General features: G+C 59.2%; 23 protein-coding genes and 1 other RNA gene. 5 read left to right on the forward strand and 19 right to left on the reverse strand.

From position 1 onward, the window contains the following. The first annotated feature begins 43 nt into the window (after positions 1-43). From zapA to IM300_RS01995, 3 genes are all read left to right on the forward strand, one after another. Positions 44-373: a cell division protein ZapA gene (gene zapA, locus IM300_RS01985; protein WP_006811891.1), complete on the forward strand. Its 330-nt coding sequence runs from the start codon at positions 44-46 to the stop codon at positions 371-373. Between the two features lie 41 nt (positions 374-414). Further along, positions 415-598: non-coding RNA, 6S RNA (gene ssrS, locus IM300_RS01990), on the forward strand. A 24-nt stretch (positions 599-622) separates the two neighbouring features. Continuing rightward, a complete protein-coding gene (locus tag IM300_RS01995; protein ID WP_063452001.1) occupies positions 623-1,219 on the forward strand; it encodes a 5-formyltetrahydrofolate cyclo-ligase in 597 nt (198 codons plus the stop codon). 260 nt (positions 1,220-1,479) lie between these two features. On the opposite strand, the gene serA is transcribed toward IM300_RS01995, so the two are convergent. Together serA and rpiA are read right to left on the reverse strand one after the other, a co-directional pair. Continuing rightward, positions 1,480-2,712 carry a phosphoglycerate dehydrogenase gene (gene serA, locus IM300_RS02000; RefSeq protein WP_193035035.1) on the reverse strand — a complete coding sequence of 411 codons (1,233 nt, stop codon included), beginning with the start codon at positions 2,710-2,712 and terminating at the stop codon, positions 1,480-1,482. Between the two features lie 267 nt (positions 2,713-2,979). Next, on the reverse strand, positions 2,980-3,639 hold the full coding sequence (gene rpiA / locus IM300_RS02005) for a ribose-5-phosphate isomerase RpiA (RefSeq protein WP_063867870.1): 660 nt from the start codon (positions 3,637-3,639) through the stop codon (positions 2,980-2,982). A gap of 127 nt (positions 3,640-3,766) precedes the next feature. Between rpiA and argP the strand changes: the two genes are divergently transcribed. Next, positions 3,767-4,660: a DNA-binding transcriptional regulator ArgP gene (gene argP, locus IM300_RS02010; RefSeq protein WP_003860089.1), complete on the forward strand. Its 894-nt coding sequence runs from the start codon at positions 3,767-3,769 to the stop codon at positions 4,658-4,660. A gap of 43 nt (positions 4,661-4,703) precedes the next feature. Here argP and IM300_RS02015 read toward each other — a convergent pair whose 3' ends face one another. From IM300_RS02015 to tkt, 7 genes are all read right to left on the reverse strand, one after another. After that, a complete protein-coding gene (locus tag IM300_RS02015) occupies positions 4,704-5,426 on the reverse strand; it encodes an oxidative stress defense protein (RefSeq protein ID WP_063867868.1) in 723 nt (240 codons plus the stop codon). A gap of 93 nt (positions 5,427-5,519) precedes the next feature. Continuing rightward, entirely contained in the window at positions 5,520-6,155 is a 636-nt protein-coding gene (argO, locus tag IM300_RS02020; RefSeq protein WP_193035037.1) for an arginine exporter ArgO, read from the reverse strand. A gap of 145 nt (positions 6,156-6,300) precedes the next feature. After that, complete coding sequence (gene mscS / locus IM300_RS02025; protein ID WP_063452005.1) at positions 6,301-7,155, reverse strand: small-conductance mechanosensitive channel MscS; 855 nt, start codon at positions 7,153-7,155, stop codon at positions 6,301-6,303. Positions 7,156-7,340: 185 nt separating this feature from the next. After that, on the reverse strand, positions 7,341-8,420 hold the full coding sequence (gene fbaA, locus IM300_RS02030) for a class II fructose-bisphosphate aldolase (protein WP_063452006.1): 1,080 nt from the start codon (positions 8,418-8,420) through the stop codon (positions 7,341-7,343). Between the two features lie 92 nt (positions 8,421-8,512). Next, the gene (pgk, locus tag IM300_RS02035) at positions 8,513-9,676 is read right to left on the reverse strand and encodes a phosphoglycerate kinase (protein WP_193035039.1); all 1,164 of its coding nucleotides are present in this window, start codon (positions 9,674-9,676) and stop codon (positions 8,513-8,515) included. 49 nt (positions 9,677-9,725) lie between these two features. After that, the gene (epd, locus tag IM300_RS02040; RefSeq protein ID WP_063452007.1) at positions 9,726-10,745 is read right to left on the reverse strand and encodes an erythrose-4-phosphate dehydrogenase; all 1,020 of its coding nucleotides are present in this window, start codon (positions 10,743-10,745) and stop codon (positions 9,726-9,728) included. Positions 10,746-11,070: 325 nt separating this feature from the next. Then, a complete protein-coding gene (tkt, locus tag IM300_RS02045) occupies positions 11,071-13,062 on the reverse strand; it encodes a transketolase (protein ID WP_193035041.1) in 1,992 nt (663 codons plus the stop codon). Positions 13,063-13,334: 272 nt separating this feature from the next. Between tkt and IM300_RS02050 the strand changes: the two genes are divergently transcribed. Further along, a complete protein-coding gene (locus IM300_RS02050) occupies positions 13,335-14,093 on the forward strand; it encodes a M48 family metallopeptidase (RefSeq protein WP_003860073.1) in 759 nt (252 codons plus the stop codon). A gap of 48 nt (positions 14,094-14,141) precedes the next feature. On the opposite strand, the gene IM300_RS02055 is transcribed toward IM300_RS02050, so the two are convergent. From IM300_RS02055 to IM300_RS02100, 10 genes are all read right to left on the reverse strand, one after another. After that, positions 14,142-15,782, reverse strand: coding sequence for a thiamine pyrophosphate-binding protein (locus IM300_RS02055; RefSeq protein WP_193035043.1), 1,641 nt, complete (start codon positions 15,780-15,782; stop codon positions 14,142-14,144). Positions 15,783-15,795: 13 nt separating this feature from the next. Next, a complete protein-coding gene (locus IM300_RS02060) occupies positions 15,796-17,265 on the reverse strand; it encodes an aldehyde dehydrogenase (RefSeq protein ID WP_193035045.1) in 1,470 nt (489 codons plus the stop codon). Positions 17,266-17,274: 9 nt separating this feature from the next. Then, the gene (locus tag IM300_RS02065) at positions 17,275-18,045 is read right to left on the reverse strand and encodes an aspartate dehydrogenase (protein WP_193035047.1); all 771 of its coding nucleotides are present in this window, start codon (positions 18,043-18,045) and stop codon (positions 17,275-17,277) included. Between the two features lie 9 nt (positions 18,046-18,054). Then, positions 18,055-18,849 (reverse strand): SDR family oxidoreductase, encoded by a 795-nt coding sequence (locus IM300_RS02070; RefSeq protein WP_193035049.1) that lies wholly within the window; start codon positions 18,847-18,849, stop codon positions 18,055-18,057. Then, positions 18,833-19,603, reverse strand: a complete 771-nt coding sequence (locus IM300_RS02075; protein WP_112791641.1) for an alpha/beta fold hydrolase — start codon at positions 19,601-19,603, stop codon at positions 18,833-18,835. The genes IM300_RS02070 and IM300_RS02075 overlap by 17 nt, the downstream gene beginning before the upstream one ends. A 9-nt stretch (positions 19,604-19,612) precedes the next feature. Next, positions 19,613-20,143: a cupin domain-containing protein gene (locus tag IM300_RS02080; protein WP_017382915.1), complete on the reverse strand. Its 531-nt coding sequence runs from the start codon at positions 20,141-20,143 to the stop codon at positions 19,613-19,615. Between the two features lie 10 nt (positions 20,144-20,153). Next, entirely contained in the window at positions 20,154-21,410 is a 1,257-nt protein-coding gene (locus IM300_RS02085; protein ID WP_059355445.1) for an MFS transporter, read from the reverse strand. 25 nt (positions 21,411-21,435) lie between these two features. Next, on the reverse strand, positions 21,436-22,623 hold the full coding sequence (locus IM300_RS02090; protein ID WP_193035051.1) for an NAD(P)/FAD-dependent oxidoreductase: 1,188 nt from the start codon (positions 22,621-22,623) through the stop codon (positions 21,436-21,438). Next, positions 22,620-23,546 (reverse strand): VOC family protein, encoded by a 927-nt coding sequence (locus tag IM300_RS02095; RefSeq protein WP_193035053.1) that lies wholly within the window; start codon positions 23,544-23,546, stop codon positions 22,620-22,622. Before IM300_RS02095 ends, IM300_RS02090 begins: the two co-directional genes overlap by 4 nt. A 78-nt stretch (positions 23,547-23,624) precedes the next feature. Next, on the reverse strand, positions 23,625-24,413 hold the full coding sequence (locus tag IM300_RS02100) for an IclR family transcriptional regulator (protein WP_048959379.1): 789 nt from the start codon (positions 24,411-24,413) through the stop codon (positions 23,625-23,627). Between the last annotated feature and the right edge of the window lie 2 nt (positions 24,414-24,415).

The raw sequence follows: 24,415 nt of genomic DNA on the forward strand, positions 1-24,415 counted from the left end.
GGCAGTAAGCGAAGGCAGCGCAGTCAATCAGCAGGAAGGTGGCATGTCTGCACAACCCGTCGATCTCCAGATTTTTGGCCGTTCACTGCGAGTGAATTGTCCACCTGAACAAAGGGATGCCCTGAATCAGGCTGCGGACGATTTGAATCAGCGGTTGCAAGATCTAAAAGAACGCACTAGAGTCACAAATACTGAGCAGCTGGTTTTCATCGCCGCGTTGAACATCAGCTATGAACTGACTCAGGAAAAAGCGAAGACCCGCGATTACGCGGCCAGCATGGAGCAGCGCATTAAAATGCTCCAGCAGACCATAGAACAGGCGTTGCTTGATCAAGGTCGCAATCCCGAAAGACCGGGACCAAAGTTTGAATAACACTTCGCAGTTGACTATGGTAGAGTAACTGTGAAGACAAAATTTCTCTGAGATGTTTGCAAGCGGGCCAGTCCCCTGAGCCGATATTTCATACCACAAGAATGTGGCGCTCCATGGTTGGTGAGCATGCTCGGTTCGTCCGAGAAGCCTTAAAACTATGACGACACATTCACCTTGAACCAAGGGTTCAAGGGTTACAGCCTGCGGCGGCATCTCGGAGATTCCCTCTCTCTTCTTCTACCGACTACCATGACTCAATTCCCTGAAGTTTCTGCCTCACGCCAGGACATCCGTCAGCTCATTCGCCAGCGTCGTCGCGCCTTAAGCGCCGAACAACAGGCACACTTTGCCCAGCAGGCCGCCGCCCGCATGATGGCCTATCCGCCCGTAGTGATGGCAAACACCGTCGCGCTGTTTCTCTCGTTTGACGGCGAGCTGGACACCCAGCCGCTTATCGACCAGCTCTGGCGCGCCGGGAAAAAAGTGTACCTGCCGGTACTGCATCCGTTCAGCCGGGGCAATCTGCTGTTTCTGCACTACCATCCGCACAGCGAGCTGGTGGTGAATCGTCTGAAAATCACCGAACCCAAACTCGACGTGCGCGACGTGCTGCCGCTTTCTGAGCTGGACGTGCTGATTACGCCGCTGGTGGCATTTGATGAACAGGGCCAGCGATTAGGCATGGGCGGGGGATTCTATGACAGAACGCTGCAAAACTGGCAGCGCTACGGGTTGCAGCCGGTAGGGTATGCGCATGATTGCCAGGCTGTAGAAGCGTTGCCTGTAGAGAAGTGGGATATTCCGCTGCCGGCGGTAGTGACGCCCAGCAAAACGTGGCTTTGGTAGCATAAAGCCGGGTGGCGGCTGCGCCTTACCCGGCCTACATAAAACCTCGGACATTGTAGGTCTGGTAAGCGTAAGCGCCACCCGACACCACAAACCGCACAACCATCGTAGGTCGGGTAAGCGTACGCGCCACCCGACATCACAAACCGCACAATCGTCGTAGGTCGGGTAAGGCGTAGCCGCCACTCGACACCACAAACCGCACAACCGTCGTAGGTCGGGTAAGGCGTAGCCGCCACCCGACACCACAGACCGCACCATCAGTACAGCAGACGCGCGCGAATCGTCCCCGGAATGGTCTTCATGCTCTGCAACGCTTTCTCGGCGATGTCTTCATCCGCTTCAATATCAATCACCACGTAGCCCATCTGCGAGTTAGTTTGCAGGTACTGCGCGGCGATGTTAACGCCCTGCTCGGCAAAGATCTGGTTGATGGCAGTCAGCACGCCCGGACGGTTCTCGTGGATGTGCAGCAGACGACGACCGCCGTGCAGCGGCAGCGAGGCTTCCGGGAAGTTCACCGCAGAGAGCGTTGAACCGTTGTCGGAATATTTGCTCAGCTTACCCGCCACTTCGAGGCCGATGTTCTCCTGCGCTTCCTGGGTCGAGCCGCCGATATGCGGCGTCAGGATCACGTTGTCGAACTCGCACAGCGGAGAGGTAAACGGATCGCTGTTGGTGGCCGGCTCCGTCGGGAATACGTCGATAGCCGCCCCCGCCAGATGCTTACGCTTCAGCGCGTCGCACAGCGCAGGGATATCGACCACCGTACCGCGCGCGGCGTTGATCAGCAGCGAGCCCGGTTTCATCAGCGCCAGCTCCTCCGCGCCCATCATGTTTTTGGTGGAGGCGTTTTCCGGCACGTGCAGGCTGACCACGTCGCTCATGTTCAGCAGGTCAGAAAGATGCTGCACCTGCGTCGCGTTACCCAGCGGCAGCTTGCTTTCGATATCGTAGAAAAATACGTGCATACCGAGGGATTCCGCCAGAATACCGAGCTGCGTACCGATATGGCCGTAACCGATAATCCCCAGCTTTTTACCACGCGCTTCGAAGGAGCCCGCGGCCAGCTTGTTCCACACCCCGCGGTGCGCTTTGGCGTTGGCTTCCGGAATGCCGCGAAGAAGCAGCAGCAGCTCGCCGATCACCAGCTCCGCTACGGAACGGGTGTTCGAGAACGGCGCGTTAAAGACCGGAATACCGCGCTTCGCGGCGGCGTTCAGATCAACCTGGTTGGTGCCGATGCAGAAACAGCCGATCGCCACCAGCTTTTCCGCCGCAGCAATAACGTCTTCAGTGAGTTGGGTACGGGATCGCAGGCCAATAAAATGGGCATCACGGATGGACGCTTTCAGCTCTTCGGAGTCCAGCGCGCCTTTGTGAAATTCGATGTTGGTGTAACCTGCCGCACGAAGGCTATCAAGCGCTTTCTGGTGCACGCCCTCGACCAGCAGGAATTTAATCTTGTCTTTCTCCAGTGATACCTTTGCCATTTACCCGACCCTGTTTTTTATCTGAACTGATGTTGTGCTGGATTGAAATCCCGTGCAGCCAACATATCAAAAAAAACTATTGCAGCAATATGAACGTTTGCGTCGGCACTCTGAAGAAAAGTCATACAGGGCAAAATGACAGAGGAAAATGCTGCGGATAATTGTGAACGTGGAAGGATCGGCAAATGAGGTGGAAAAACGTGACACAAGTCACCGAATTTAGCACTTCAAAATTTTTTTAGCGGGGGGAGCGCTCCCCCCGTCAGATCATTTTATGATGGTTTTCACGCCGTCAGCCGTGCCGATCAGCGCCACGTCCGCGCCGCGGTTGGCAAACAACCCTACGGTCACGACGCCCGGAATGCCGTTAATCGCATTTTCCAGCGCAACGGCATCGAGGATTTCGAGACCGTGAACGTCGAGGATGACGTTGCCGTTATCGGTCACCACACCCTGACGGTATTCCGGACGACCACCCAGCTTAACCAGCTGACGCGCTACGGCGCTGCGCGCCATCGGAATCACTTCAACCGGCAGCGGGAAATTCCCCAGAATATCGACCTGCTTGGAGGCATCCGCGATACAGATGAACTTGTCCGCTACTGACGCGATGATCTTTTCACGGGTCAGCGCCGCGCCGCCGCCTTTGATCATCTGCATGTGGCCGTTGATTTCATCCGCGCCATCAACGTAAATGCCCAGGCGGTCCACTTCGTTGAGGTCGAAAACGGTGATGCCAAGGCTCTTCAGCTTTTCCGTGGACGCATCGGAGCTGGAAACTGCGCCCTCGATCTGCCCCTTCATCGTGCCCAGTGCATCGATAAAGTGTGCCGCCGTTGACCCCGTACCAACACCGACAATGGTCCCTGGCTGTACGTACTGGAGAGCGGCCCATCCTACTGCTTTTTTCAGTTCATCCTGCGTCATGATCGTTTTGCCTGTGGTATGAAAACTCAGGGCGCATTATAGAACACGTCGAATGGATTTCGTCTGCCACGAAGGGAAAATTGTGTCATAGTGCAGATTAAGCAAAATTAAGGAGTCAGCCAGAGCAATGAAACGTCCGGACTACAGAACACTACAGGCACTTGATGCAGTTATTCGTGAACGCGGTTTTGAGCGCGCGGCGCAAAAGCTGTGCATCACCCAGTCCGCCGTATCACAACGTATCAAACAGCTTGAAAACATGTTCGGGCAGCCGCTGCTGGTGCGTACCGTGCCGCCGCGACCCACGGAGCAAGGGCAAAAGCTTCTCGCCCTGCTGCGCCAGGTTGAACTGCTGGAAGATGAGTGGCTGGGCGATGAACAGACCGGCTCTACGCCGCTGCTGCTGTCGCTGGCGGTGAACGCCGACAGTCTGGCAACGTGGCTGCTGCCGGCCCTTGCGCCGGTGCTGGCCGACTCCCCAATCCGCCTGAACCTTCAGGTTGAAGATGAAACCCGCACCCAGGAACGCCTGCGCCGTGGCGAAGTGGTTGGGGCGGTCAGTATTCAGCCTCAGGCCCTGCCAAGCTGTCTGGTGGATCAGCTGGGCGCGCTGGATTACCTGTTTGTCGGTTCAAAAGCCTTTGCGGAGCGCTACTTCCCGAACGGCGTGACCCGCGCCGCGCTGCTGAAAGCCCCTGCCGTCGCGTTCGACCATCTGGACGATATGCATCAGGCGTTTTTGCAGCAAAACTTCGACCTGCCGCCGGGCAGCGTGCCGTGTCATATCGTTAATTCCTCCGAAGCCTTCGTACAGCTCGCGCGTCAGGGCACCACCTGCTGCATGATCCCGCATTTGCAGATTGAGAAAGAGTTAAAAAGCGGTGAGCTGATTGATTTAACGCCGGGGCTGTATCAGCGCCGGATGCTGTACTGGCACCGTTTTGCGCCGGAAAGCCGCATGATGCGCAACGTCACGGATGCGCTGCTGGCGTTTGGGCATAAGGTGTTGAGACAGGATTAAAAAGAAAAGCCGGGTGGCGGCTACGCCTTACCCGGCCTACGGATTACTGAGCTGGCTTTTCAGTTGGCTCAAGCTGGAACACCACATCAACCTGATCGTCGAACTGAATGGTTGGCTGCTCGTAGGTTTCCTGAGCAGAAACCGGCGCGGCGTCTGCCTTCATCATCCGCACCATCGGGCTTGGCTGGTAGTTAGAGACGTGGTAACGCACGCTGTAAACCGGGCCGAGCTTGCTCTTGAAGCCGGATGCCAGCTGTTCAGCCTGATGAATGGCATCATTAATTGCCGCTTTACGCGCTTCGTCTTTATATTTCTCCGGTTGCGCAACACCCAGCGAGACGGAACGGATTTCGTTCAGGCCTGCCTTCAGCGCACCATCCAGCAGCGAGTTGAGCTTATCGAGCTGGCGCAACGTCACTTCAACAGTACGCACGGCGCGATAGCCTTTCAGGATGCTTTTACCGTTCTGGTAGTCGTAATCCGGTTGAGTACGCAGGTTCGCAGAGCTGATATCTTTTTTCGCGATACCGTTCTGTTCCAGGAAAGAGAGGTATTGCGCAACACGATCGTCTGCCTGTTTCTTGGCGGAAGCCGCATCTTTCGCCGCGACGTTCACTTCAATTGCCAGGGTTGCAACATCCGGAACCGCATCCACGCTTGCGGTGCCTGAAGTGACAATGTGCGGGCCGTTTGGCAGTTCATTCGCCTGCACCGACACCGAACCTAAACTTACTAATGCCGCCAGGGCCATCACCTTAAACTTCACTGTCATTCCTCCATGTTGCGAAGAGTGCCCCATCAACAGGGCTCATGCCAGCAAGCTTAGCGGCTCCTGCTCAGATGTCCATAAGACAAACGCTTAGTTGAACAATCCCTGTACGTGATGAATGCCCTCTTTCGCCAGCTGGAAGGCAATAAACCACATCACCAGCCCCACCAGCGTATTGATAATGCGCTGCGCTTTGGCGGTACGCAGTCGTGGCGCCAGCCACGCCGCCAGGATCGCCAGACCGAAGAACCAGAGGAAGGAGGCGCTGACCGTGCCCAGCGCAAACCAGCGCTTCGGCTCAACGTCCAGCTGACCACCCAGGCTGCCGAGTACCACGAACGTATCAAGGTAAACGTGCGGGTTAAGCCAGGTCACGGCGAGCATGGTGACGATAATCTTCCAGCGCCCCTGCTTCATCACTTCGGCGCTCGCCAGCTCAAGATTACTGCTCAAGGCCGTTCTCAGGGCACCGAATCCGTACCAGAGCAGAAACGCCACGCCGCCCCAGGTAACCAGCGCCAGCAGCCACGGCGACTGCATCAGCAGCGCGCTGCCGCCAAAAATTCCGGCGCAAATCAGCAGCAGATCGCTCACCGCACACAGCAGAGCAATCATCAGGTGGTACTGGCGGCGAATGCCCTGGTTCATCACGAACGCATTTTGCGGGCCGAGGGGGAGGATCATGGCTGCGCCTAACGCAAGCCCCTGAAAATAATAAGATAACATGACGTGATTCTCACAAAGTTGTCCTGGAGGCAGACTATACTGCGGGAATGTCATTAGAGGAAATGGATAATATTAATCGGGGATTAGTGAGGCTAATAACAAAAAAGCCCGATGGCGCTAGCGCTTACCGGGCCTACTGGTAAAGTTACTCTGCTTCTTTGACTTTTTTGACGTTGACGTCCATCTGCGGGTACGGGAAGCTGATGCCGTTGGCATCGAAATCGCGCTTGATGCGCTCCAGCACGTCCCAGTAAACGTTTTGCAGATCGCTGCTTTTGCTCCAGATGCGTACCACAAAATTAATGGATGACGCGCCCAGCTCGTTCAGACGAACGGTCTGCTCGCGGTCCTTCAGAATGCGGTCGTCAGAATCAATGATGTTAGCGATCAGCGATTTCACCTGGTCGATATCGGAATCGTACGCCACGCTGATGATCAGCTCGTTACGACGCACCGGCTCGCGGGAGAAGTTAATGATATTGCCCGCAATGATTTTCCCGTTCGGTACCACAACAATACGACCGTCGACGGTACGCAGGGTGGTAGAGAAAATCTGTACCTGCAACACGGTGCCGGCGATGCCGCCTAAATCCACATATTCACCGGAACGGAACGGACGGAAGGTCACCAGCAGTACGCCCGCCGCCAGGTTTGAAAGCGAACCCTGCAATGCCAGACCAATGGCCAGACCGGCAGCACCGAGCACGGCGATAACGGATGCCGTCTGCACGCCGACGCGCCCCAGCGCGGCAATCAGCGTAAAGGCGATGATGCCGTAGCGCACCAGCGCGGAGAGGAAATCGGCGACCGTGGCGTCAATGTGTCGAGATACCATCACCCGGTTGACAGCGTTCGAGACGATACGCGCCACGATCATCCCGACGATGATAATGGCAATAGCGGCAACAATATTTACGGCGTAGCTCAGCAGTAGCGCCTGGTTACGCACCAGCCAGTTACCCGCGTTATTGATGCTGTCTACAACATCAAGTTGTTCCATTTATTCTTCCTTTTGCTAAACCAAAACACAAAATCTATCCCTTAAGGGGACAGGCAGGTCAGTAAAGGGTAAACAAAAAGCGCAGGTATTGCCAAGCAGATCACAAAAACAGGTATTGCAGGATATTGAAAAAGCATAAAAAAGGCCCGCGTTTGCGGGCCTTCTGATGCTGTTAGCGGGTCAAATTACAGAACGTCGATCGCGTTCAGTTCTTTGAATGCCTGCTCCAGACGCGTCACCATGGACGTCTGCGCAGCGCGCAGCCATACGCGTGGATCGTAGTATTTCTTGTTCGGCTGGTCTTCGCCTTTCGGGTTGCCCAGCTGGCCTTGCAGGTAAGCTTCGTTGGTTTTGTAGTATTGCAGGATACCGTCCCAGGTTGCCCATTGGGTGTCAGTATCGATGTTCATTTTCACTACGCCGTAGCTTACGGAATCTTTGATTTCCTGAGCAGAAGAACCGGAACCGCCGTGGAAGACGAAGTTCAGGCTGTTGTGCGGCAGGTTGTGTTTCCTGGAAACGTATTCCTGAGAATCACGCAGGATGGTCGGGGTCAGAACCACGTTACCTGGCTTATAAACGCCGTGCACGTTACCGAAGGACGCTGCGATGGTGAAGCGCGGGCTGATTTTGCTCAGCTCGGTGTAAGCGTAATCAACGTCTTCTGGCTGGGTGTACAGTGCAGAAGCGTCCATGTGGCTGTTGTCCACGCCGTCTTCTTCACCGCCGGTGCAGCCCAGTTCGATTTCCAGGGTCATGCCCATTTTGGACATACGCGCCAGGTACTTAGAGCAGATCTCGATGTTTTCTTCCAAAGACTCTTCGGACAGGTCGATCATGTGAGAAGAGAACAGTGGCTTACCGGTTGCCGCGAAGTGTTTTTCACCCGCGTCCAGCAGACCGTCGATCCACGGCAGCAGTTTCTTCGCGCAGTGGTCAGTGTGCAGGATAACTGGAACACCGTAATGCTCAGCCATCTGGTGAACGTGGTGCGCACCAGAGATAGCGCCCAGGATAGCAGCACCCTGAGGAACGTCAGTTTTCACGCCTTTACCCGCGATGAACGCAGCGCCGCCGTTGGAGAACTGAACGATAACCGGTGCTTTAACTTTTGCAGCGGTTTCCAGTACGGCGTTGATGGAGTCGGTACCTACGCAGTTAACTGCTGGCAGAGCGAAGTTGTTTTCTTTAGCTACCTGGAACACTTTCTGTACGTCATCACCAGTGATAACGCCAGGTTTTACGAAATCAAAAATTTTAGACATGTTGCTTAGTCCTGTATCTTCGGCCGTTAGAAAAGGTGCGAGCTCTGATAAGCGCGCTGAAAATTGGGCAGGTTTCCCTGCCCCTGAATGGCTTACTGCTTAGCGCGCTCTTCGAGCATTGCTACTGCTGGCAGTACTTTGCCTTCCACGAATTCGAGGAATGCGCCGCCACCAGTGGAGATGTAGGAGATCTTGTCAGCGATACCGAACAGGTCGATAGCTGCCAGGGTGTCACCACCGCCTGCGATAGAGAACGCTTCGCTGTCTGCGATAGCGTTAGCAACGATTTCAGTCCCTTTGCGGAAGTTCGGGAATTCGAACACACCGACTGGACCGTTCCACAGGATAGTTTTTGCGTTTTTCAGGATTTCAGCCAGTTTCTGTGCAGAAACGTCGCCCAGGTCCAGAATCTGCTCTTCATCTTTGATGTCGTTAACAGATTTCAGGGTCGCGGTAGCGGTTTCGGAGAACTCGGTTGCCACGCGAACGTCGGTTGGAACCGGGATATCGCAGGTGCCCAGCAGGCGTTTGGCTTCGTCAACCAGGTCTGCTTCGTACAGGGATTTACCCACGTTGTGGCCCTGAGCGGCAACGAAGGTGTTCGCGATACCACCACCAACGATCAGCTGGTCAGCGATTTTGGACAGGGAATCCAGTACGGTCAGTTTGGTAGACACTTTAGAACCACCAACGATAGCAACCATTGGACGAGCAGGTTCTTTCAGTGCTTTACCCAGTGCTTCCAGTTCGTCAGCCAGCAGCGGACCTGCACATGCAACGTCTGCAAATTTACCGATACCGTGGGTAGATGCCTGCGCACGGTGAGCCGTACCGAATGCATCCATTACGAATACGTCGCACAGTGCAGCGTATTTTTTGGACAGGGTTTCGTCGTCTTTCTTTTCGCCTTTGTTGAAGCGAACGTTTTCCAGAACAACCAGCTCACCTTCGGCAACGTCTACGCCGTCCAGGTAATCTTTCACCAGGCGAACCGGGTTGGACAGTTTGTCTTTCAGGTAATTAACAACCGGCAGCAGAGAGAACTCTTCGTTGTACTCGCCTTCAGTTGGACGGCCCAGGTGGGAGGTGACCATCACTTTAGCGCCCTGCTTCAGAGCCAGTTCAATGGTTGGCAGAGATGCACGGATACGCGCGTCGCTGGTCACTTTGCCATCTTTAACCGGTACGTTCAGATCGGCACGGATGAAAACGCGTTTACCTGCCAGATCCAGATCGGTCATCTTAATTACAGACATGGTGAATCCTCTCGTTGATTCTTAAAGTTTTGCAAGCGCAAGGTGCGCTCTACCTGAAACCTTTTGCGGCCATGGCTAACGTGGTGTCGAGCATTCGGTTAGCAAAGCCCCATTCGTTATCACACCAGACCAGCGTCTTGATAAGGTGCGCACCACTGACTCGCGTCTGCGTGCCATCCACGATGGCGCTGTGCGGGTCGTGGTTAAAATCTACTGAGACCAACGGTAATTCCGTATAGTCAACTATACCATGAAATGCTCCCTGTGCCGCTTTTTGCAGCAACAGGTTGACTTCACAGGCTTTTACCGGCTTTTTTACCGTCACGCTAAGATCGATTGCGGTGACGTTTATCGTCGGAACACGCACGGCAATCGCTTCGAAACGGTCGTTAAACTGCGGGAAAATACGGGTGATCCCCGCAGCCAGTTTCGTGTCCACCGGAATAATGGACTGGCTCGCCGCGCGAGTGCGTCGTAAATCCGGATGATAGGCGTCGATAACCTGCTGATCGTGCATGGCGGAGTGAATCGTGGTCACGGTGCCGGATTCAATGCCGTACGCATCGTCTAACAGTTTAATGACCGGAATAATGCAGTTGGTGGTGCAGGAGGCGTTGGAGACAATGCGGTGTTCAGCGTGCAGCTCGTGCTGGTTGACGCCAAACACGACGGTGGCGTCGAGGTCGTGGCTGCCGGGATGGGAGAACAGGACTTTTTTCGCACCGGCCTTCAGATGCGCTTCGCCATGTTCGCGGTTACCGTACACGCCGGTACAGTCCAGGACCACATCCACACCCAGTTCGCGCCATGGCAGCCCTTCAATACTGTTCTCATGCAGCACGCGAATCGCATCGTCACCGACGAACAGCTGTTCCCTTTCCTGGCGAACGTCCCAGGCAAAGCGGCCGTGGCTGGTGTCATATTTCAATAAATGCGCCATGCCCGCAGCATCCGCCAGTTCATTGATTGCCACCACGGTGATTTCCGCACGACGCCCGGATTCATATAAAGCACGAACCACGTTGCGCCCGATGCGACCGAAGCCATTAATCGCTACGCGTACGGTCATAGATCTCCTGCAAAGCTATCCCTGAGTTTGAGGTGGCTGAAAGAGTAATCCAGCGACGCCCGAAGGGGAATCCTTGCTGTCACAAACTGCGATTGATTGGTCAATTGTCGAACATTTAATCGACTGAAACGCTTCAGCAAGAATAAGCGAATCGCGGAATAAAAGGAATGGTTGTCCAGATGAATAAGCGAGCTATATGACTTGCGTCACATTTCTGGTGGAATAATGTCTACAAAAAAGCCGGGTGACGCTTACGCGTACCCGGCCTACGTTTTGTGCCATTTGTAGGCCCGGTAAGCGTAAGCGCCACCGGGCAAAACAGCAATTACAGCAGTTCTTTCGCCTTCGCGACAACGTTCTCAACGGTGAAGCCGAACTCTTCAAACAGCTGCTCAGCCGGTGCAGACTCACCGAAGGTGGTCATACCGACGATAGCACCGTTCAGGCCCACGTATTTGAACCAGTAGTCAGCGATACCCGCTTCCACCGCCACGCGAGCGGAAACCGCTTTAGGCAGTACGGATTCACGGTAAGCCGCATCCTGCTTGTCGAACGCATCGGTAGACGGCATGGAGACCACGCGCGCCTTCACGCCTTCGGCAGTCAGTTTTTCCCATGCAGCTACAGCCAGTTCAACTTCAGAACCGGTCGCGATGAAGATCAGCTCAGGCTGGCCCGCGCAATCTTTCAGCACGTAGCCACCGCGGGCGATGTTTGCCAGCTGCTCAGGGGTACGCTCCTGCTGCGCCAGGTTCTGACGGGAGAGGATCAGCGCGGTCGGGCCGTCCTGACGCTCAACTCCGTATTTCCACGCCACCGCAGATTCAACCTGGTCACATGGGCGCCATGTGCTCATGTTCGGGGTTACGCGCAGGGAAGCTACCTGCTCTACCGGCTGGTGAGTTGGACCATCTTCGCCCAGACCGATGGAGTCATGGGTGTAGACCATCACCTGACGCTGTTTCATCAGCGCAGCCATACGCACGGCGTTACGTGCATATTCCACGAACATCAGGAAGGTAGAGGTGTACGGCAGGAAACCACCGTGCAGGGAGATACCGTTCGCGATAGCGGTCATACCGAACTCACGTACACCGTAATGGATGTAGTTACCGGCAGTGTCTTCGTTGATTGGCTTAGAACCAGACCACAGGGTCAGGTTAGAAGGCGCCAGGTCAGCGGAGCCGCCCAGGAATTCCGGAAGCAGCGGACCGAACGCTTCAATCGCATTCTGAGACGCTTTACGGCTGGCGATTTTAGACGGGTTCGCCTGCAGCTTCGCGATGAATTCGTTGGCTTTCGCGTCGAAGTCAGACGGCATATCGCCTTTCATACGACGGGTGAATTCAGCCGCTTCCTGTGGGAACGCCTTCGCATAAGCAGCGAATTTCTCGTTCCAGGCCGCTTCTTTCGCCTGGCCAACTTCTTTCGCATCCCACTGAGCATAGATCTCAGATGGGATTTCGAAGGCAGGGTGTTTCCAGCCCAGTGCTTCACGGGTCAGTGCGATTTCCGCGTCGCCCAGCGGTGCGCCGTGGGAGTCATGGGTGCCCGCTTTGTTCGGGGAGCCGAAGCCGATGATGGTTTTGCACATCAGCAGGGACGGTTTGTCGGTCACGGCGCGCGCTTCATCTACTGCACGTTTAATCGAGTCAGCATCGTGGCCATCAACGCCACGCACAACGTGCCAGCCGTAGGCTTCGAAACGTGCAGCGGTGTCGTCAGTGAACCAGCCTTCAACGTGACCGTCGATGGAGATGCCGTTGTCGTCGTAGAACGCAACCAGTTTACCCAGCTTCAGGGTACCTGCCAGGGAGCACACTTCGTGAGAAATGCCTTCCATCATGCAGCCGTCGCCCAGGAACGCGTAGGTGAAGTGGTCAACGATGTCGTGGCCAGGACGGTTGAACTGTGCCGCCAGGGTCTTCTCAGCAATCGCCATACCCACTGCGTTCGCAATGCCCTGACCCAGCGGGCCGGTGGTGGTTTCAACGCCTGCGGTGTAGCCCACTTCCGGGTGACCTGGAGTTTTGGAGTGCAGCTGACGGAAGTTTTTCAGCTCTTCGATGGGCAGATCGTAGCCGGTGAGGTGCAGCAGGCTGTAGATCAGCATAGAGCCGTGGCCGTTAGACAGCACGAAACGGTCGCGGTCTGCCCATGCCGGGTTCTGTGGGTTGTGGTTAAGGAAATCACGCCACAGGACTTCGGCGATGTCAGCCATGCCCATTGGGGCACCCGGGTGGCCGGATTTGGCTTTCTGTACTGCGTCCATGCTCAGCGCACGAATAGCATTAGCAAGCTCTTTACGTGAGGACATTTTAACTCCAGATCGGACTGTTAAAGGCCATGCCCTTGACGACAGCGCGTTTTGGGCTACGCCGGAAAAAAGTGCCAACAATGTAACCCAAGCCGCAGGGCATGTACATGGAGCATTCTTTTGCAGCTTAAGAAATCTCTGGATCATGCTCGCATGTTGCGCAATCTGCTCGCCCGCCCCTGTAGATATTCCTTATACTTAGCCCGACACCGGCTTCGTTGACGGTGCATTTTTCAGAATTAATTCAGATTAACGAGTACGGAAGCGACATCATGAAAATGCGTGCAATTGGGCTGGCTGTGGGAACAACGCTCCTGCTAAGCGGCTGTCAGAATATGGATTCTAACGGCCTGATGACCTCAGGCGCAGAAGCTTTTCAGGCTTACTCTCTGAGCGATGCGCAGGTCAAAGCGCTGAGCGACGAGGCCTGTAAGGATATGGATGGAAAAGCTACGCTTGCCCCGGCAAACAGCACCTACACGCAGCGTCTGAACAAGATTGCTTCCGCGCTGGGCGACAACATTAATGGCCAGCCGGTGAACTATAAGGTGTACATGGCGAAAGACGTGAACGCCTTCGCGATGGCCAACGGCTGTATCCGCGTTTACAGCGGCCTGATGGACATGATGACCGACAACGAAGTGGAAGCGGTGATCGGCCATGAAATGGGCCACGTAGCCCTGGGTCACGTGAAGAAAGGGATGCAGGTTGCGCTGGGCACCAACGCCGTGCGCGCCGCGGCAGCCTCAGCGGGCGGTATTGTCGGCAGCCTGTCTCAGTCGCAGCTTGGCGACGTCGGCGAGAAACTGGTGAACTCCCAGTTCTCCCAGCGTCAGGAGTCTGAAGCGGATGACTACTCTTACGATCTGTTGCGCAAACGCGGCATCAATCCATCCGGTTTAGCCACCAGCTTCGAGAAACTGGCGAAGCTGGAAGAAGGCCGTCAGAGCTCCATGTTTGACGACCACCCGGCCTCCGTTGAACGCGCGCAGCATATCCGCGACCGCATGGCGGCAGACGGTATTAAATAACGGCACACCTGCCCGGTGCGCGCCGCGCCACCGGGCAACAAGGCCAAATCAGTACAGCGTTTTCTGCGGCGGCCCGGCAAACTTCAGGGCGCCTATCTGCCCCATCCGCACTTCCACCACCGACGGCCCCGGCATGGCCAGCGCCTCCGTCATGACCGCATCAAAGTCCTCGGCCCGCTCAACGCTCCAGGCCTGTAAGCCAATCGCCTGCGCCAGCAGGGTAAAGTCCGGGGTATGCAATTCGTTGTAATACTGTCGCCCGCCGAAATACTTATCCTGAATGCCGCGCATGACGCCGTAGCCCCCGTCGTTCATGATCAGCAGCGTCACGTTGGCTTTCTCCTGCGCCAGCGTCGCCAGCTCGCCTAAATTCAGGCTCAGGCCGCCGTCGCCCACCAGCCCCACCACCTTACGCTGCGGATTGGCAATGGCGGTACCGATGGCCATCGGCAGCCCCATGCCAATCGCCCCGGCCAGAGAGTGAATGTTCATCAGCGGGCCGTTAGCCCTGAACAGGCGGCTGCCCCACAGGCTGCCGGAGACGGTGATATCGCGTACCAGCAGGCCGTCCTTCGGCAGGGCTTTTTCTATGGCGTCGTTGAGCTTCGCATAGGCGCCGCACTGCTCGCGCAGGCCCTGTTCAGCCTGCAATACCGCCTGCTGCACCTGCGCGTCCCACTGGGCGTTGCCCCACTCGCGGCCCTGCGCTTTATCGGCCAGGGCACCAAGCAGCGCTGAACAGTCGGCTATCAGCGTGTTATCCATCAGATAGTTACGGCTCGCCGCCGCCGGATCGATATCAATCTGCACCCGCGGAGACGGCAACTCCAGCGTCCAGGAGCGGGTTTCGTTGCTGCGCAGGCGAGAACCGGCCACCAGCGTAAAATCACACTGCGCAATCAGCGCCTCTACCGACGGCGAGTTGTGGAACGCGCGCAGGCTGGCACGATGGCTGTCCGGCAGCACGCCGCGCGCGTGGGTGCTGGAGATCACCGTCACGCCCGCCTCCGCCAGTTTTTTCACCGCGTCAGCGCTTCCCAGCGCCCCGCCACCCAGCCACAGCAGCGGCTGTTTAGCCTGCTTAAGCTGCGCCCACAGCGAATCGACAGCGCTCGCATCTACGCTCACACCCGGAGCCGGTTTCACCGGCGCCGTCACCAGAGACAGGGGGATCTTCGCGCCCTGAATATCAATCGGGATTTCCACGGAGACCGGCCCGCACGGCGGCGTCTGCGCCTCCTGAATCGCTTTATGCAGAATCGCTATCGCCTGGCTGGCATTGCTGATGCGGTACGCCCGCTTTGAGCTGGCCTTCAGGAAGGTCAGCTGGTCGCGGGTCTCGTGGATAAACCCGGTGTCGGCGTCCAGCCAGGCCTTCTCAACCTGTCCGGTTAAATGCAGCAGCGGCGTGCAGGCGTTCATCGCCTCCACCAGCGCGCCTACCGCGTTCCCCGCCCCCGCGCCGGTGCTGGTCAGCGCCACGCCGAGGCCGGAAAACCGCCCGTGGGCATCGGCCATGGTGACGGAACCCGCTTCGCCGCGCGCGGGCACAAAGCGTATTTTGCCCCGCTGCCCGACAGCATCCGCGATCGGCAGGTTGTGAATGGAGATGACGCCGTAGATGGCCTCAACCTGATACTGCTCCAGCGTTCTGGCGATGGCGTCGCCGACGGTTATCATTTCGCTCATTGCTCACCCTTTCTCAGTCGCACCAGTGGTTGACGCTGTTACCCGTCGCCAGATAAATGCTCTTTTGCTGCATCCAGGCTTTCAGCCCCTGAATGCCCTTTTCGCGGCCCAGACCGCTCTCTTTAAAGCCCCCGAACGGGGTCGAAATCGCAAAAACTTTGTAGGTGTTGATCCACACCGTACCGGCCTCCAGCTGCTCGCTCAGGCGCAGCGCCCGCCCGGTGTCGCGGGTCCAGACCCCTGCCGCCAGGCCGTAAACCGAGTCGTTCGCCTCGCGGATCAACGCCGCTTCATCGCCAAACGGCATTGCCACCAGCACCGGGCCGAAAATCTCCTCCTGGCAGGCGCGGGCGCCGTTTGTCAGCCCTTCAATAATGGTTGGCAGGAAGAAGCTGCCGTTTGCCAGCGCCGGATCTGCCGGGATCTCGCCACCGCACAGCACCCGGCCCCCTTCGCGCTTCGCCAGCTCGACGTACTCGAGCACGCCCTGACGATGCTTGTCGTTGATCAGCGGTCCTACATGGATGCCGTCAGCGAACGGATGCCCCACGCGCAGGCCGCGCGTGAGCTCCAGCAGCCGCGCCATCAGCGGCGCGTACAGGCTTTCGTGGATAAACAGCCGGGACCCGGCGATGCACGCCTGCCCTGCCGAACTGAAAATGCCGTAACAGATCCCGCGCGCGGCCTGCTCGATATCGGCATCCTCCAGCACGATGGTCGGGGATTTACCGCCCAGCTCCAGCGACGCCGGGATCAGCTTTTCCGCCGCCACGTGCGCCAGATGGCGGCCCGTATTGGTGCCGCCGGTAAAGGAAATTTTTCGCACGCGAGGATGGCGCGCCAGCGCGTCGCCAATCACCGAGCCTTTGCCCGGCAGCACGCTCAGCAGCCCGGCGGGCAGCCCGGCCTGTTCAAAAATGCGCGCCAGCTCCAGCGCCATCAGCGGCGTGGCTTCGGCAGGCTTGAGGATCACCGCGTTTCCGGCGGCGATGGCCGGGGCGACCTTCTGCATCTCGCTGGCAATCGGCGAGTTCCACGGCGTGATGGCCGCCACCACGCCGAGCGGCTCATAGCGGCTTAGCGTCAGCAGATCCGGCTGGCGCGGCGTGGGCAGCTCCCCCTCCAGCAGCTCGCAGGCGGCGGCGAAGTAGCGGGCCGTTCCCGCCGCGCTCATCACCAGCCCGCGCGCCTCCGCCAGCGGCTTGCCGTTATCCCGGCTCTGCATCTGCGCCAGCTCGTCAGCGCGGGACTCAATCAGATCCGCCACCTTGTGCAGGATCTTCGCCCGCACGTGCGGCAGGCTGTTGCGCCATGCGGGATCGCGCCACGCGCGCTCGCCGGCCTCGATCGCGTCGTGCAGATCGTCAAGGTTGGCCGCGTTTAGCGTCGCATTGAGCGCCCCGTCTGCCGGGAAGTGGCTCTGCATCGGGTTACCGCCGCCGCGTCGCCACTGGCCGCCGATAAAAATCTTCAGATCGTCCATCGTCACTCCTCAGCTCAGGGCCAGCTCGCGGCAGGCGCGCACCGCGCTGAGTGCCGCCAGGGTGGAGGTTTTAGGGTTAGACGCCAGCGGCAGCCCGCTCAGCTCCAGATGGAATTCGCCAAACAGCCCTTCTACGTGCAGCGTGTGGGTGTTACGTTTCGTTGTCGGGTCAACCATCAGCTGTACGCGGGTTTCATCCATCCCGACGCCGCCGAGCGCCACGGTCGCCGCCACGTTGGCGTTCGCCGGGAACAGGCGCGCCGCCTCGCGGGCGCTGCCTTCAAAAAAGACCTGCGCCTCTCTGACCGCGTTGAGATCGATAAGCTGCTCGGCGTAGCTGCCGCGCCAGCTGGCCGGGCTTTTGCGCGACTGATAGGTGACGCGCTCAAGCCCGCCCTCTTTCGCCGCCGCCAGCCCGTCGATGCCGGCCACCGCCCCGGAGAGCAGGGTCAGTTTTCCGCCCGCCGCGAGCAGGCGCTGCTCCAGCGCGCTGTCCGCCAGCGCGCCGGTGGAAATGACCGCCAGATGCCAGCCGCGACGCAGAATTGCTTCGCCATACTCGGCCACCGCCTGCTGGCTGGCGCACTCCAGCACCAGATCGGGCGTTTGCGCGCACGCCATCGGCGAGGTCAGCGCCTCGACCGCATCGCCAAACTGGTCGCGAATGGCGGCATGGTGAGATTCACGCGCCACGATCCAGCCGATAGCCACGCCGGCGGGCAGACGCTCAATCACCGCCTGCGCCATCGCGCCATAACCAATTAACATGACCTTTTTCATGATGCGTCCTTACAGATGGCGGCAAAAGCCGCCGGAAACGTCCAGCGCCGCGCCGGTGGTAAACGAAGCCAGCGGCGAGGCGAGGAACAGCAGCGCCTGCGCGGGCTCCTGCGGCTTGCCGAGGCGCGCCATCGGAATGCCGCGCTTGCGCGCGATCTCCGCCGTCCACTCCGGCCAGCTCTGGCTTTTGTCCACCCGGCTTTCGAAGCGGCGCTGCCACTGGCCGGACTCGACCATGCCGAGCAGTATGGAATTGACGCGAATCCCTTTGCTTACCAGCTCTTTCGAGAGCGTCAGCGTCATGTTCAGCAGCGCGGCGCGGGCTGCCGACGTGGCGATCATGTGCTCTTCCGGCTGGAGCGCCAGCAGGGAGTTCACGCAGGTGATGGAGGCGATGTCGGACCGTTCCAGCAGGGGCTGAAACGCCTGCACCGGATTAATGACGCCAAACAGTTTAAGTTCGGCTTCGTGCAGCCACGCCTCGCGCGGCGTGTCATGGAAGTGCGCCACGTAGCCCTGACCGGCGTTGTTGATCAGCATATCCGCCGCGCCAAAGCGCGCCTGCACCGCATCCGCGAAGGCCTGCACCTCGTCGGCGTTCAGCACGTCGCAGCGGTAAGAGAAAATCTCCCCGTCGGGATAGTCGTTTTGCAGCGTCGCATGGGCGCTGGCGAGCCGGTCCGGGTCGCGGCCACAGAAAGCCACTTTCGCCCCTTCGCCCAGCAGCAGGCGCAGCGTTTCAAAGCCAATGCCGGACGAACCGCCGGTAACGACCGCTACGCGGCCGTCAATGTGTGCATTCATCGCGCACCTCTTCGTTAATGCGTAAAAGCTGTTGGTTAAAAAACGCGTCGTTATCGAGATAGCTCGCGTGTCCGGCCTGCGGAATAGCGGTAAACAGCATGCCGTAGCGCAGCGCCAGCCCCTGCACCAGCTCGGGCTGCGTTATCGCGTCCTGCTCGCCGCACCAGACTTCAAATTGACCGGCGTAACGCTTAAGCCAGCCGTGAATGTCGTCGTGCGCCAGCAACCACGCGGCGGCAAGGTAGCCCTCGGAACGCAGCGCGCGCATGCCCGCCGCGACGGTGGCGATATCTTCCGCCCGCGCGCCGGGGCGCAGCAGCGTCGCGGCGCGGGTCTGGGCGAGGATGTCGCCGCCGAGCGCCATCTGCTGCTCGCGATTACGCCAGACCTGCTCCCGCTGCGCCGGCGCGGCATTGCCGTAGCCCTGCGCGGCGTCCGCCAGCACCAGATGAATGACGCGTTCAGGGAACTTCGCCGCAAACGCGCTGGCCACCAGCGCGCCCAGGGAATGGCCCACCATCACCGCCTGCCATACACCGGCGCGATCGAGCATCGCCGCCAGCGCGTCGGCGTAATCCCCCGCGTTCGCCCGCTCAACCGCCAGCATCGGGCTTTCACCGTAACCGGGCATGTCCCACGCCAGCACGCGAAAACCGTTCAGCGCCATCTGCTTATGCCAGGACGCAGCGCCAGAGCTGATCCCGTGCAGCAGCATCAGCGGAATGCCGCTTCCCTGTTCACGAAAAGCCGTCATGTCGCCCCCTTAGTTCCGCTTCACTTTTGAGAGCGGATGATCGGAGGGGTAGGTCGGGATTTCCGGCTTGTTGGTTCCCAGCATGACGCACATCAGCGCCTCTTCTTCCCCGTGGTTAAACAGGCCGCGATAGATGCCCGGCGGGACGGAGATCAGGTCACGCTCGCGCAGCACGGTTTCGGTGTAGTTGTCGCCGTCCTGGATCATCAGCGTGATCTGCCCTTTGAGCATGAAGAACACCTCCTCCACGTCGTCGTGCAGGTGCAGCGGCCCTTCGCACTTCGACGGCAGCACCATGGTGGAGAAGGTAAAATGGTCCGCCTGCACGGTGTTGGTGTCGTTCGCCACGCCGGTTGCGCCGGTGCCGATGTAGCGCATCTGCGCCCGGCGGTATTTCGGATCAAAATCGGCCTGGAACTTCAGCGCGTTCCAGTCGTATTTACGGCCTTCGAAGCGCGCGATGCGCGACTCGACCCACTCTTCCATCGTCAGGTGGTCAGGTTTGATGCCTGTTTTATTGGTTACGGTTGAATCAGTCATGACACTCTCCTCAGTAACGTCTCAGCAGCGGCAGTAACAGGACGCAGCCCACCGCCGCCATCACCGCCAGAAAAATCAGCCCGGAATCCATGCTGTGGGTGAAGGCGATAAGCGCGCCCATCACCGCCGGCGACAGCGCGCCCGCAAAGTTTCCCAGCCCGTTGAAAATCCCCCCCGCCGTGGCGCTCACCCGGGGATGGGTAGCCTTCGCCAGCAGGGCGAAAATGTTGGGGGCGCCGGTGCCCCACATAAAGGTGCTGAAGCTCATCGCCGCGATGATGGCAAGCGGGGTATCAAGGTGCATCACCGCCGCCAGCCCGACGGCCGCCCCCGCCATCGAGATAAAGCAGGCCGCCGCACGCTTATCGACCCGGTCAGAGAGCCACGCGCCAATCACCTCTCCCGCCAGCATGGCGATGAACGGCATCGACGACAGCCAGCCCGCGTGCTCCAGGTGGATGCCTTTGCCCTTGATTAAGTAGCCAGGCAGCCAGCCATTGATGCCCCACAGGTAGGTCAGGAACGCGATGTTGAAGATGCAGATGATCCAGAAGTGCGGGCTGACAAACAGCTCGCGCCGCGCCGCGCGCCGCTCGTCCTGAGACGCCTGCGAGGTGCCGGGTTTTGCTTCCAGACGGATCCCGCGCAGGCCGATGCGCACAAAGATAAGCACCGGCACGGTCAGCATTGCCATGACAAAGAAAGTGCTCTGCCAGCCGAAGGTGTTCAGCAGCCAGAGGGAGAGCGGGAAGCCAATCGCCGCCCCTACCGGCGTGCCCAGCAGCCACAGCATGGTGGCGCGCGCCTGTAAATGCTGCGGGAAGTTGTGGCGCACGATGGCGAAAGCCAGCGGGAACAGCGGCCCTTCCGCCACGCCCAGCAGGATGCGCAGGACGATCATCAGCGTGTAGTTATGGGTAAAGCCCATCGCCACCATCAGCACGCACCAGATCGCCATCATGCCGGTGAGCAGGCGCAGCGGCGCGATTTTGTCGCCTAACCCGCTCAAAAATACCGACGAAAAGCCGTAGCTCAGCAGGAAGGCGCTCATCAGAATGCCGAGGCGCGTGGTGTCAAAATCGATGCCCATCGCCTGCTGGAAATGGGTGTCGGAAAAGAGCGCCGCGATGCTGATTTTGTCGAAAAACGCCAGCAGCACGCAGGCCAGCAGCGACAGCGGGATGGCCCAGCGCACCGCTTTTTCAGGCGTGCGGGTTCCCTCACCGCTCGCCTCGACGGGCGCGGTGTTGGTCTCTAATGTGGTCATGTCTCCCCCTACGGGTGCGGGTTAGCTATCGCAGTGACATCAGTGAAAAAGTCGGGTCAGCGAGCGGTACGTCCGACAGGTCCCGCCCCGCCGCCATCCAGCGCTTCGCCAGCTTGACGGTGCGCGCATCGTTGAACGCCACCAGCTGCGTTAGCCGACCGTTGTCGTCCAGCGAGAAGTACAGCGCCTCTTCACGCACTATCGTTCGGCTGCCCGGCTGCGGAATGCCGAGGATCTGGATGTTGTGCTGATATTGATCCGACCACAGCCACGGCGCGTCGTCGTAGCCTGGCGCATCGGGGTTAAGCATGGCTTTCGCCGTCGCCACCGCCTGATTCTGCGCGAAGGCCCAGGACTGGATGCACAGGCCGTAGTGATGGTGCTGTGCCACGTCGCCTGCGGCAAAGATGAACGGATCGGACGTGCGCCCCTGGGCGTCCACCACGATCCCCCGCTCGGTGCGAAGTCCCGCATCGCGCGCCAGCTCCAGATTGAGATCGACGCCGATCCCCACCACTACCGCATCAAAGGTTTCACGCTGGCCGTCGCAGTGGATGACCGGCAGGCCGTTATCGTCCTCCAGCTCCAGCGCGCCGCAGCCGGTACGGATCTCCACCCCCTGCTCACGGTGGATGGCCTCTAAGCGCTGCGACACCTCGCCGCTCACCGAGCGCATGCACAGCGCGGGCTGCTGCTCGAACAGCGTGACCGCCACCCCGCTTTTGCGCGCGGAAGCGGCAATCTCCAGGCCGATCCAGCCGCCGCCAACAATCGCCAGTTTTTTACTTTCTGCCAGACGCGCTTTCAGGCGCTGCGCGTCCTGCCAGTGGCGCAGGGTGTAGACCTGCGGGTGCGCCGCCCACGCCTGCGAAGGCAGGCGCGCCCGCCCGCCGGTGGCCATTAAAAGGATGTTGTAACTAAGACGTTCGCCATTGCTCAAACGCACGGATTTCGCTTCACGATCGACTGATTCAGCACGCAGCGGGCGGTACCAGATCAGGTTCAGCGCCTGCTGTGCTTCTTCGCTAAACAGCCGCGGGAGCGCTGCGTCCGGCTCCAGCAGAGACGCTTTCGACAGCGGCGGACGTTCGTAGAAATCCCACTCCTCTTCCGCCACCACGCAGATCTCGCCGTCGAAGCCCTCGTCGCGCAAGGTTTTCGCCGCCCATCCGCCCGCCTGACCGCCGCCGATAATGACAATGCGCGACGTCATACCGCCTCCGGCTTTTTCTGCTGGCGGCGCGTGTCGTGGTCAATCCCGCCTTCTACCGCCCATTCGGTAAAGGAGACCAGGGAGTGCTCCAGCTCGCGCGGCTGCCAGTTTTCCGTCAGATAGTCGTCGTTGGTGTAATACTCAAACGCGCCGCCGGTCGGGCTATTGACGTACCAGAAGTACGCCGACGACACCGGATGGCGGCCCGGCCCGATAAAGGTGCTCCATTCATTTTTATTCATCGCGATACCGCCGCCGATCACCTCGTGGATGTCGCGCACGGTGAAGGCCACGTGGTTGAGGCCGCGCTTGCGGTTCGGCAGTTGCAGCAGGAACAGGTTGTGATGGCCGCCGCGCGCCCCGCAGCGCAGGAACACGGCGCGGTTGATGTAGCGGTCCGAAACCTGGAAGCCGAGCACCTCGCGGTAGAATTTCTCCACCGCCGCCAGCTCCTCCACGAAGAACACCACGTGCCCGACGTTGATCGGCTGGGCACGCTCATAAACCGGGCTCGGCGTGTCGATGCGGCGGGCGTCGCCCCACTGGTTAATCGGCTCAACGTTCAGTTCAACATCGGTCTGCTGGCTGACCTGCACGCGCAGGGTCATGCCGTTCGGATCGAGGCATTCCAGCGCCTCGCCCACTTCGCGAAAGCCGGGCTGTCGCGCAAGCTTCGGGCGCAGCGCGTCGAGATCGGACTGTGCGGCCACCGCCCAGGTCATGCGGCGCAGGGTGTTGCCCGCTTCAAACGCCGGCGGCAGGTCGGGGCTGTCGATGGGGTTCAGCTCCACGCGCGCGCCGCTCAGGGTGGTAAAACGCTGGCCGCTGGCATCGCCCGTCAGGCCAAAATCACGCATAAATTTGGCGCAGTGCGTCAGGTCTTCCACGCCAAATTCCAGCTTTTCAATTCCGGTTACACTCATCGTTCGTTGCCTCATCTGGCCCAAATTGGGCGTAGAACATGCCCGACGCAGTCAAGCGCCTGACGTTAACTCACTGATTTAGCTGGCCTGTGACAAATACCCTAAGAAGCCAGAAATTTTATCCGCCGCGAGGCGAACCTCGTTTTGCAGCCGCTCGCGGTCGGTCTGCGGGATCTCCTCCGACGGCACCAGAATGCTGACCACCGCCGCCACGCGTCCGCTTCGGTCATACACCGGGTAGACGATGGAGGAGATGCCGTGGCGGAAGAAGGATTCGCCGATGACAAACCCGCGGGCTTTGTCCTGCTGCACCATCTGCCACAGGGCCTCGCGGTCGTGAAGCTGCCCCGGCGCGTTGCCCGGCAGGCGCTCGTGCGGGAACAACTGTTCGAAATCGGCGCGGGAAATATCGGTCAGCAGCATGCGGCCCAGCGAGGTGCAGTGCACCGGCAGGCGGGTGCCAATGCTGACCTGGTTGATGCGCGACCCGGCGGCGCTGACGCGGGCGATGTAGATAATGTCGCGCCCGTCGCGGATCGCCAGATGGCTGCTGCACTGGCTCACGTCGCGCAGCTGTTCGATCACCGGCTGGCCGACCTGCGCCACGTCCAGCGAGGCGATGTACTCAAAGCCGAGACGCAGCACGTTCATGCCCAGCGAAAAGGTATTGGTGCGCGCGTTCCGCTCCAGAAAACCCATGTACTCCAGCGTCTGCACCACGCGATAGGCGGTCGCCTTCGGCATATCCACCAGCCGGTGCAGCTCGGCAAAGGTCAGATCGCGATGCTGCTCGCCAAAAGCCAACAGCAGCTGTAAACCGCGCTCCAGCCCCGGCACCAGATACTTCACTTCCTGATCGTTTGCCATAA

Origin of the sequence: Enterobacter cloacae complex sp. I2 (assembly GCF_014896205.1) — a bacterium.
GTDB lineage: Bacteria > Pseudomonadota > Gammaproteobacteria > Enterobacterales > Enterobacteriaceae > Enterobacter > Enterobacter quasihormaechei.

Coding starts and splice junctions, on each gene's coding strand:
- IM300_RS02100 (WP_048959379.1), bottom strand. CDS start 24,413: ATGGCAAACGATCAGGAAGTGAAGTATCTGGTGCCGGGGCTGGAGCGC.
- tkt (WP_193035041.1), bottom strand. CDS start 13,062: ATGTCCTCACGTAAAGAGCTTGCTAATGCTATTCGTGCGCTGAGCATG.
- fbaA (WP_063452006.1), bottom strand. CDS start 8,420: ATGTCTAAAATTTTTGATTTCGTAAAACCTGGCGTTATCACTGGTGAT.
- IM300_RS02055 (WP_193035043.1), bottom strand. CDS start 15,782: ATGAGCGAAATGATAACCGTCGGCGACGCCATCGCCAGAACGCTGGAG.
- IM300_RS02080 (WP_017382915.1), bottom strand. CDS start 20,143: ATGACTGATTCAACCGTAACCAATAAAACAGGCATCAAACCTGACCAC.
- IM300_RS02060 (WP_193035045.1), bottom strand. CDS start 17,265: ATGGACGATCTGAAGATTTTTATCGGCGGCCAGTGGCGACGCGGCGGC.
- epd (WP_063452007.1), bottom strand. CDS start 10,745: ATGACCGTACGCGTAGCGATTAATGGCTTCGGTCGCATCGGGCGCAAC.
- IM300_RS02085 (WP_059355445.1), bottom strand. CDS start 21,410: ATGACCACATTAGAGACCAACACCGCGCCCGTCGAGGCGAGCGGTGAG.
- argP (WP_003860089.1), top strand. CDS start 3,767: ATGAAACGTCCGGACTACAGAACACTACAGGCACTTGATGCAGTTATT.
- serA (WP_193035035.1), bottom strand. CDS start 2,712: ATGGCAAAGGTATCACTGGAGAAAGACAAGATTAAATTCCTGCTGGTC.
- IM300_RS02075 (WP_112791641.1), bottom strand. CDS start 19,603: ATGACGGCTTTTCGTGAACAGGGAAGCGGCATTCCGCTGATGCTGCTG.
- IM300_RS02095 (WP_193035053.1), bottom strand. CDS start 23,546: ATGAGTGTAACCGGAATTGAAAAGCTGGAATTTGGCGTGGAAGACCTG.
- pgk (WP_193035039.1), bottom strand. CDS start 9,676: ATGTCTGTAATTAAGATGACCGATCTGGATCTGGCAGGTAAACGCGTT.
- rpiA (WP_063867870.1), bottom strand. CDS start 3,639: ATGACGCAGGATGAACTGAAAAAAGCAGTAGGATGGGCCGCTCTCCAG.
- IM300_RS01995 (WP_063452001.1), top strand. CDS start 623: ATGACTCAATTCCCTGAAGTTTCTGCCTCACGCCAGGACATCCGTCAG.
- zapA (WP_006811891.1), top strand. CDS start 44: ATGTCTGCACAACCCGTCGATCTCCAGATTTTTGGCCGTTCACTGCGA.
- argO (WP_193035037.1), bottom strand. CDS start 6,155: ATGTTATCTTATTATTTTCAGGGGCTTGCGTTAGGCGCAGCCATGATC.
- IM300_RS02070 (WP_193035049.1), bottom strand. CDS start 18,849: ATGAATGCACACATTGACGGCCGCGTAGCGGTCGTTACCGGCGGTTCG.
- IM300_RS02050 (WP_003860073.1), top strand. CDS start 13,335: ATGAAAATGCGTGCAATTGGGCTGGCTGTGGGAACAACGCTCCTGCTA.
- mscS (WP_063452005.1), bottom strand. CDS start 7,155: ATGGAACAACTTGATGTTGTAGACAGCATCAATAACGCGGGTAACTGG.
- IM300_RS02065 (WP_193035047.1), bottom strand. CDS start 18,045: ATGAAAAAGGTCATGTTAATTGGTTATGGCGCGATGGCGCAGGCGGTG.
- IM300_RS02090 (WP_193035051.1), bottom strand. CDS start 22,623: ATGACGTCGCGCATTGTCATTATCGGCGGCGGTCAGGCGGGCGGATGG.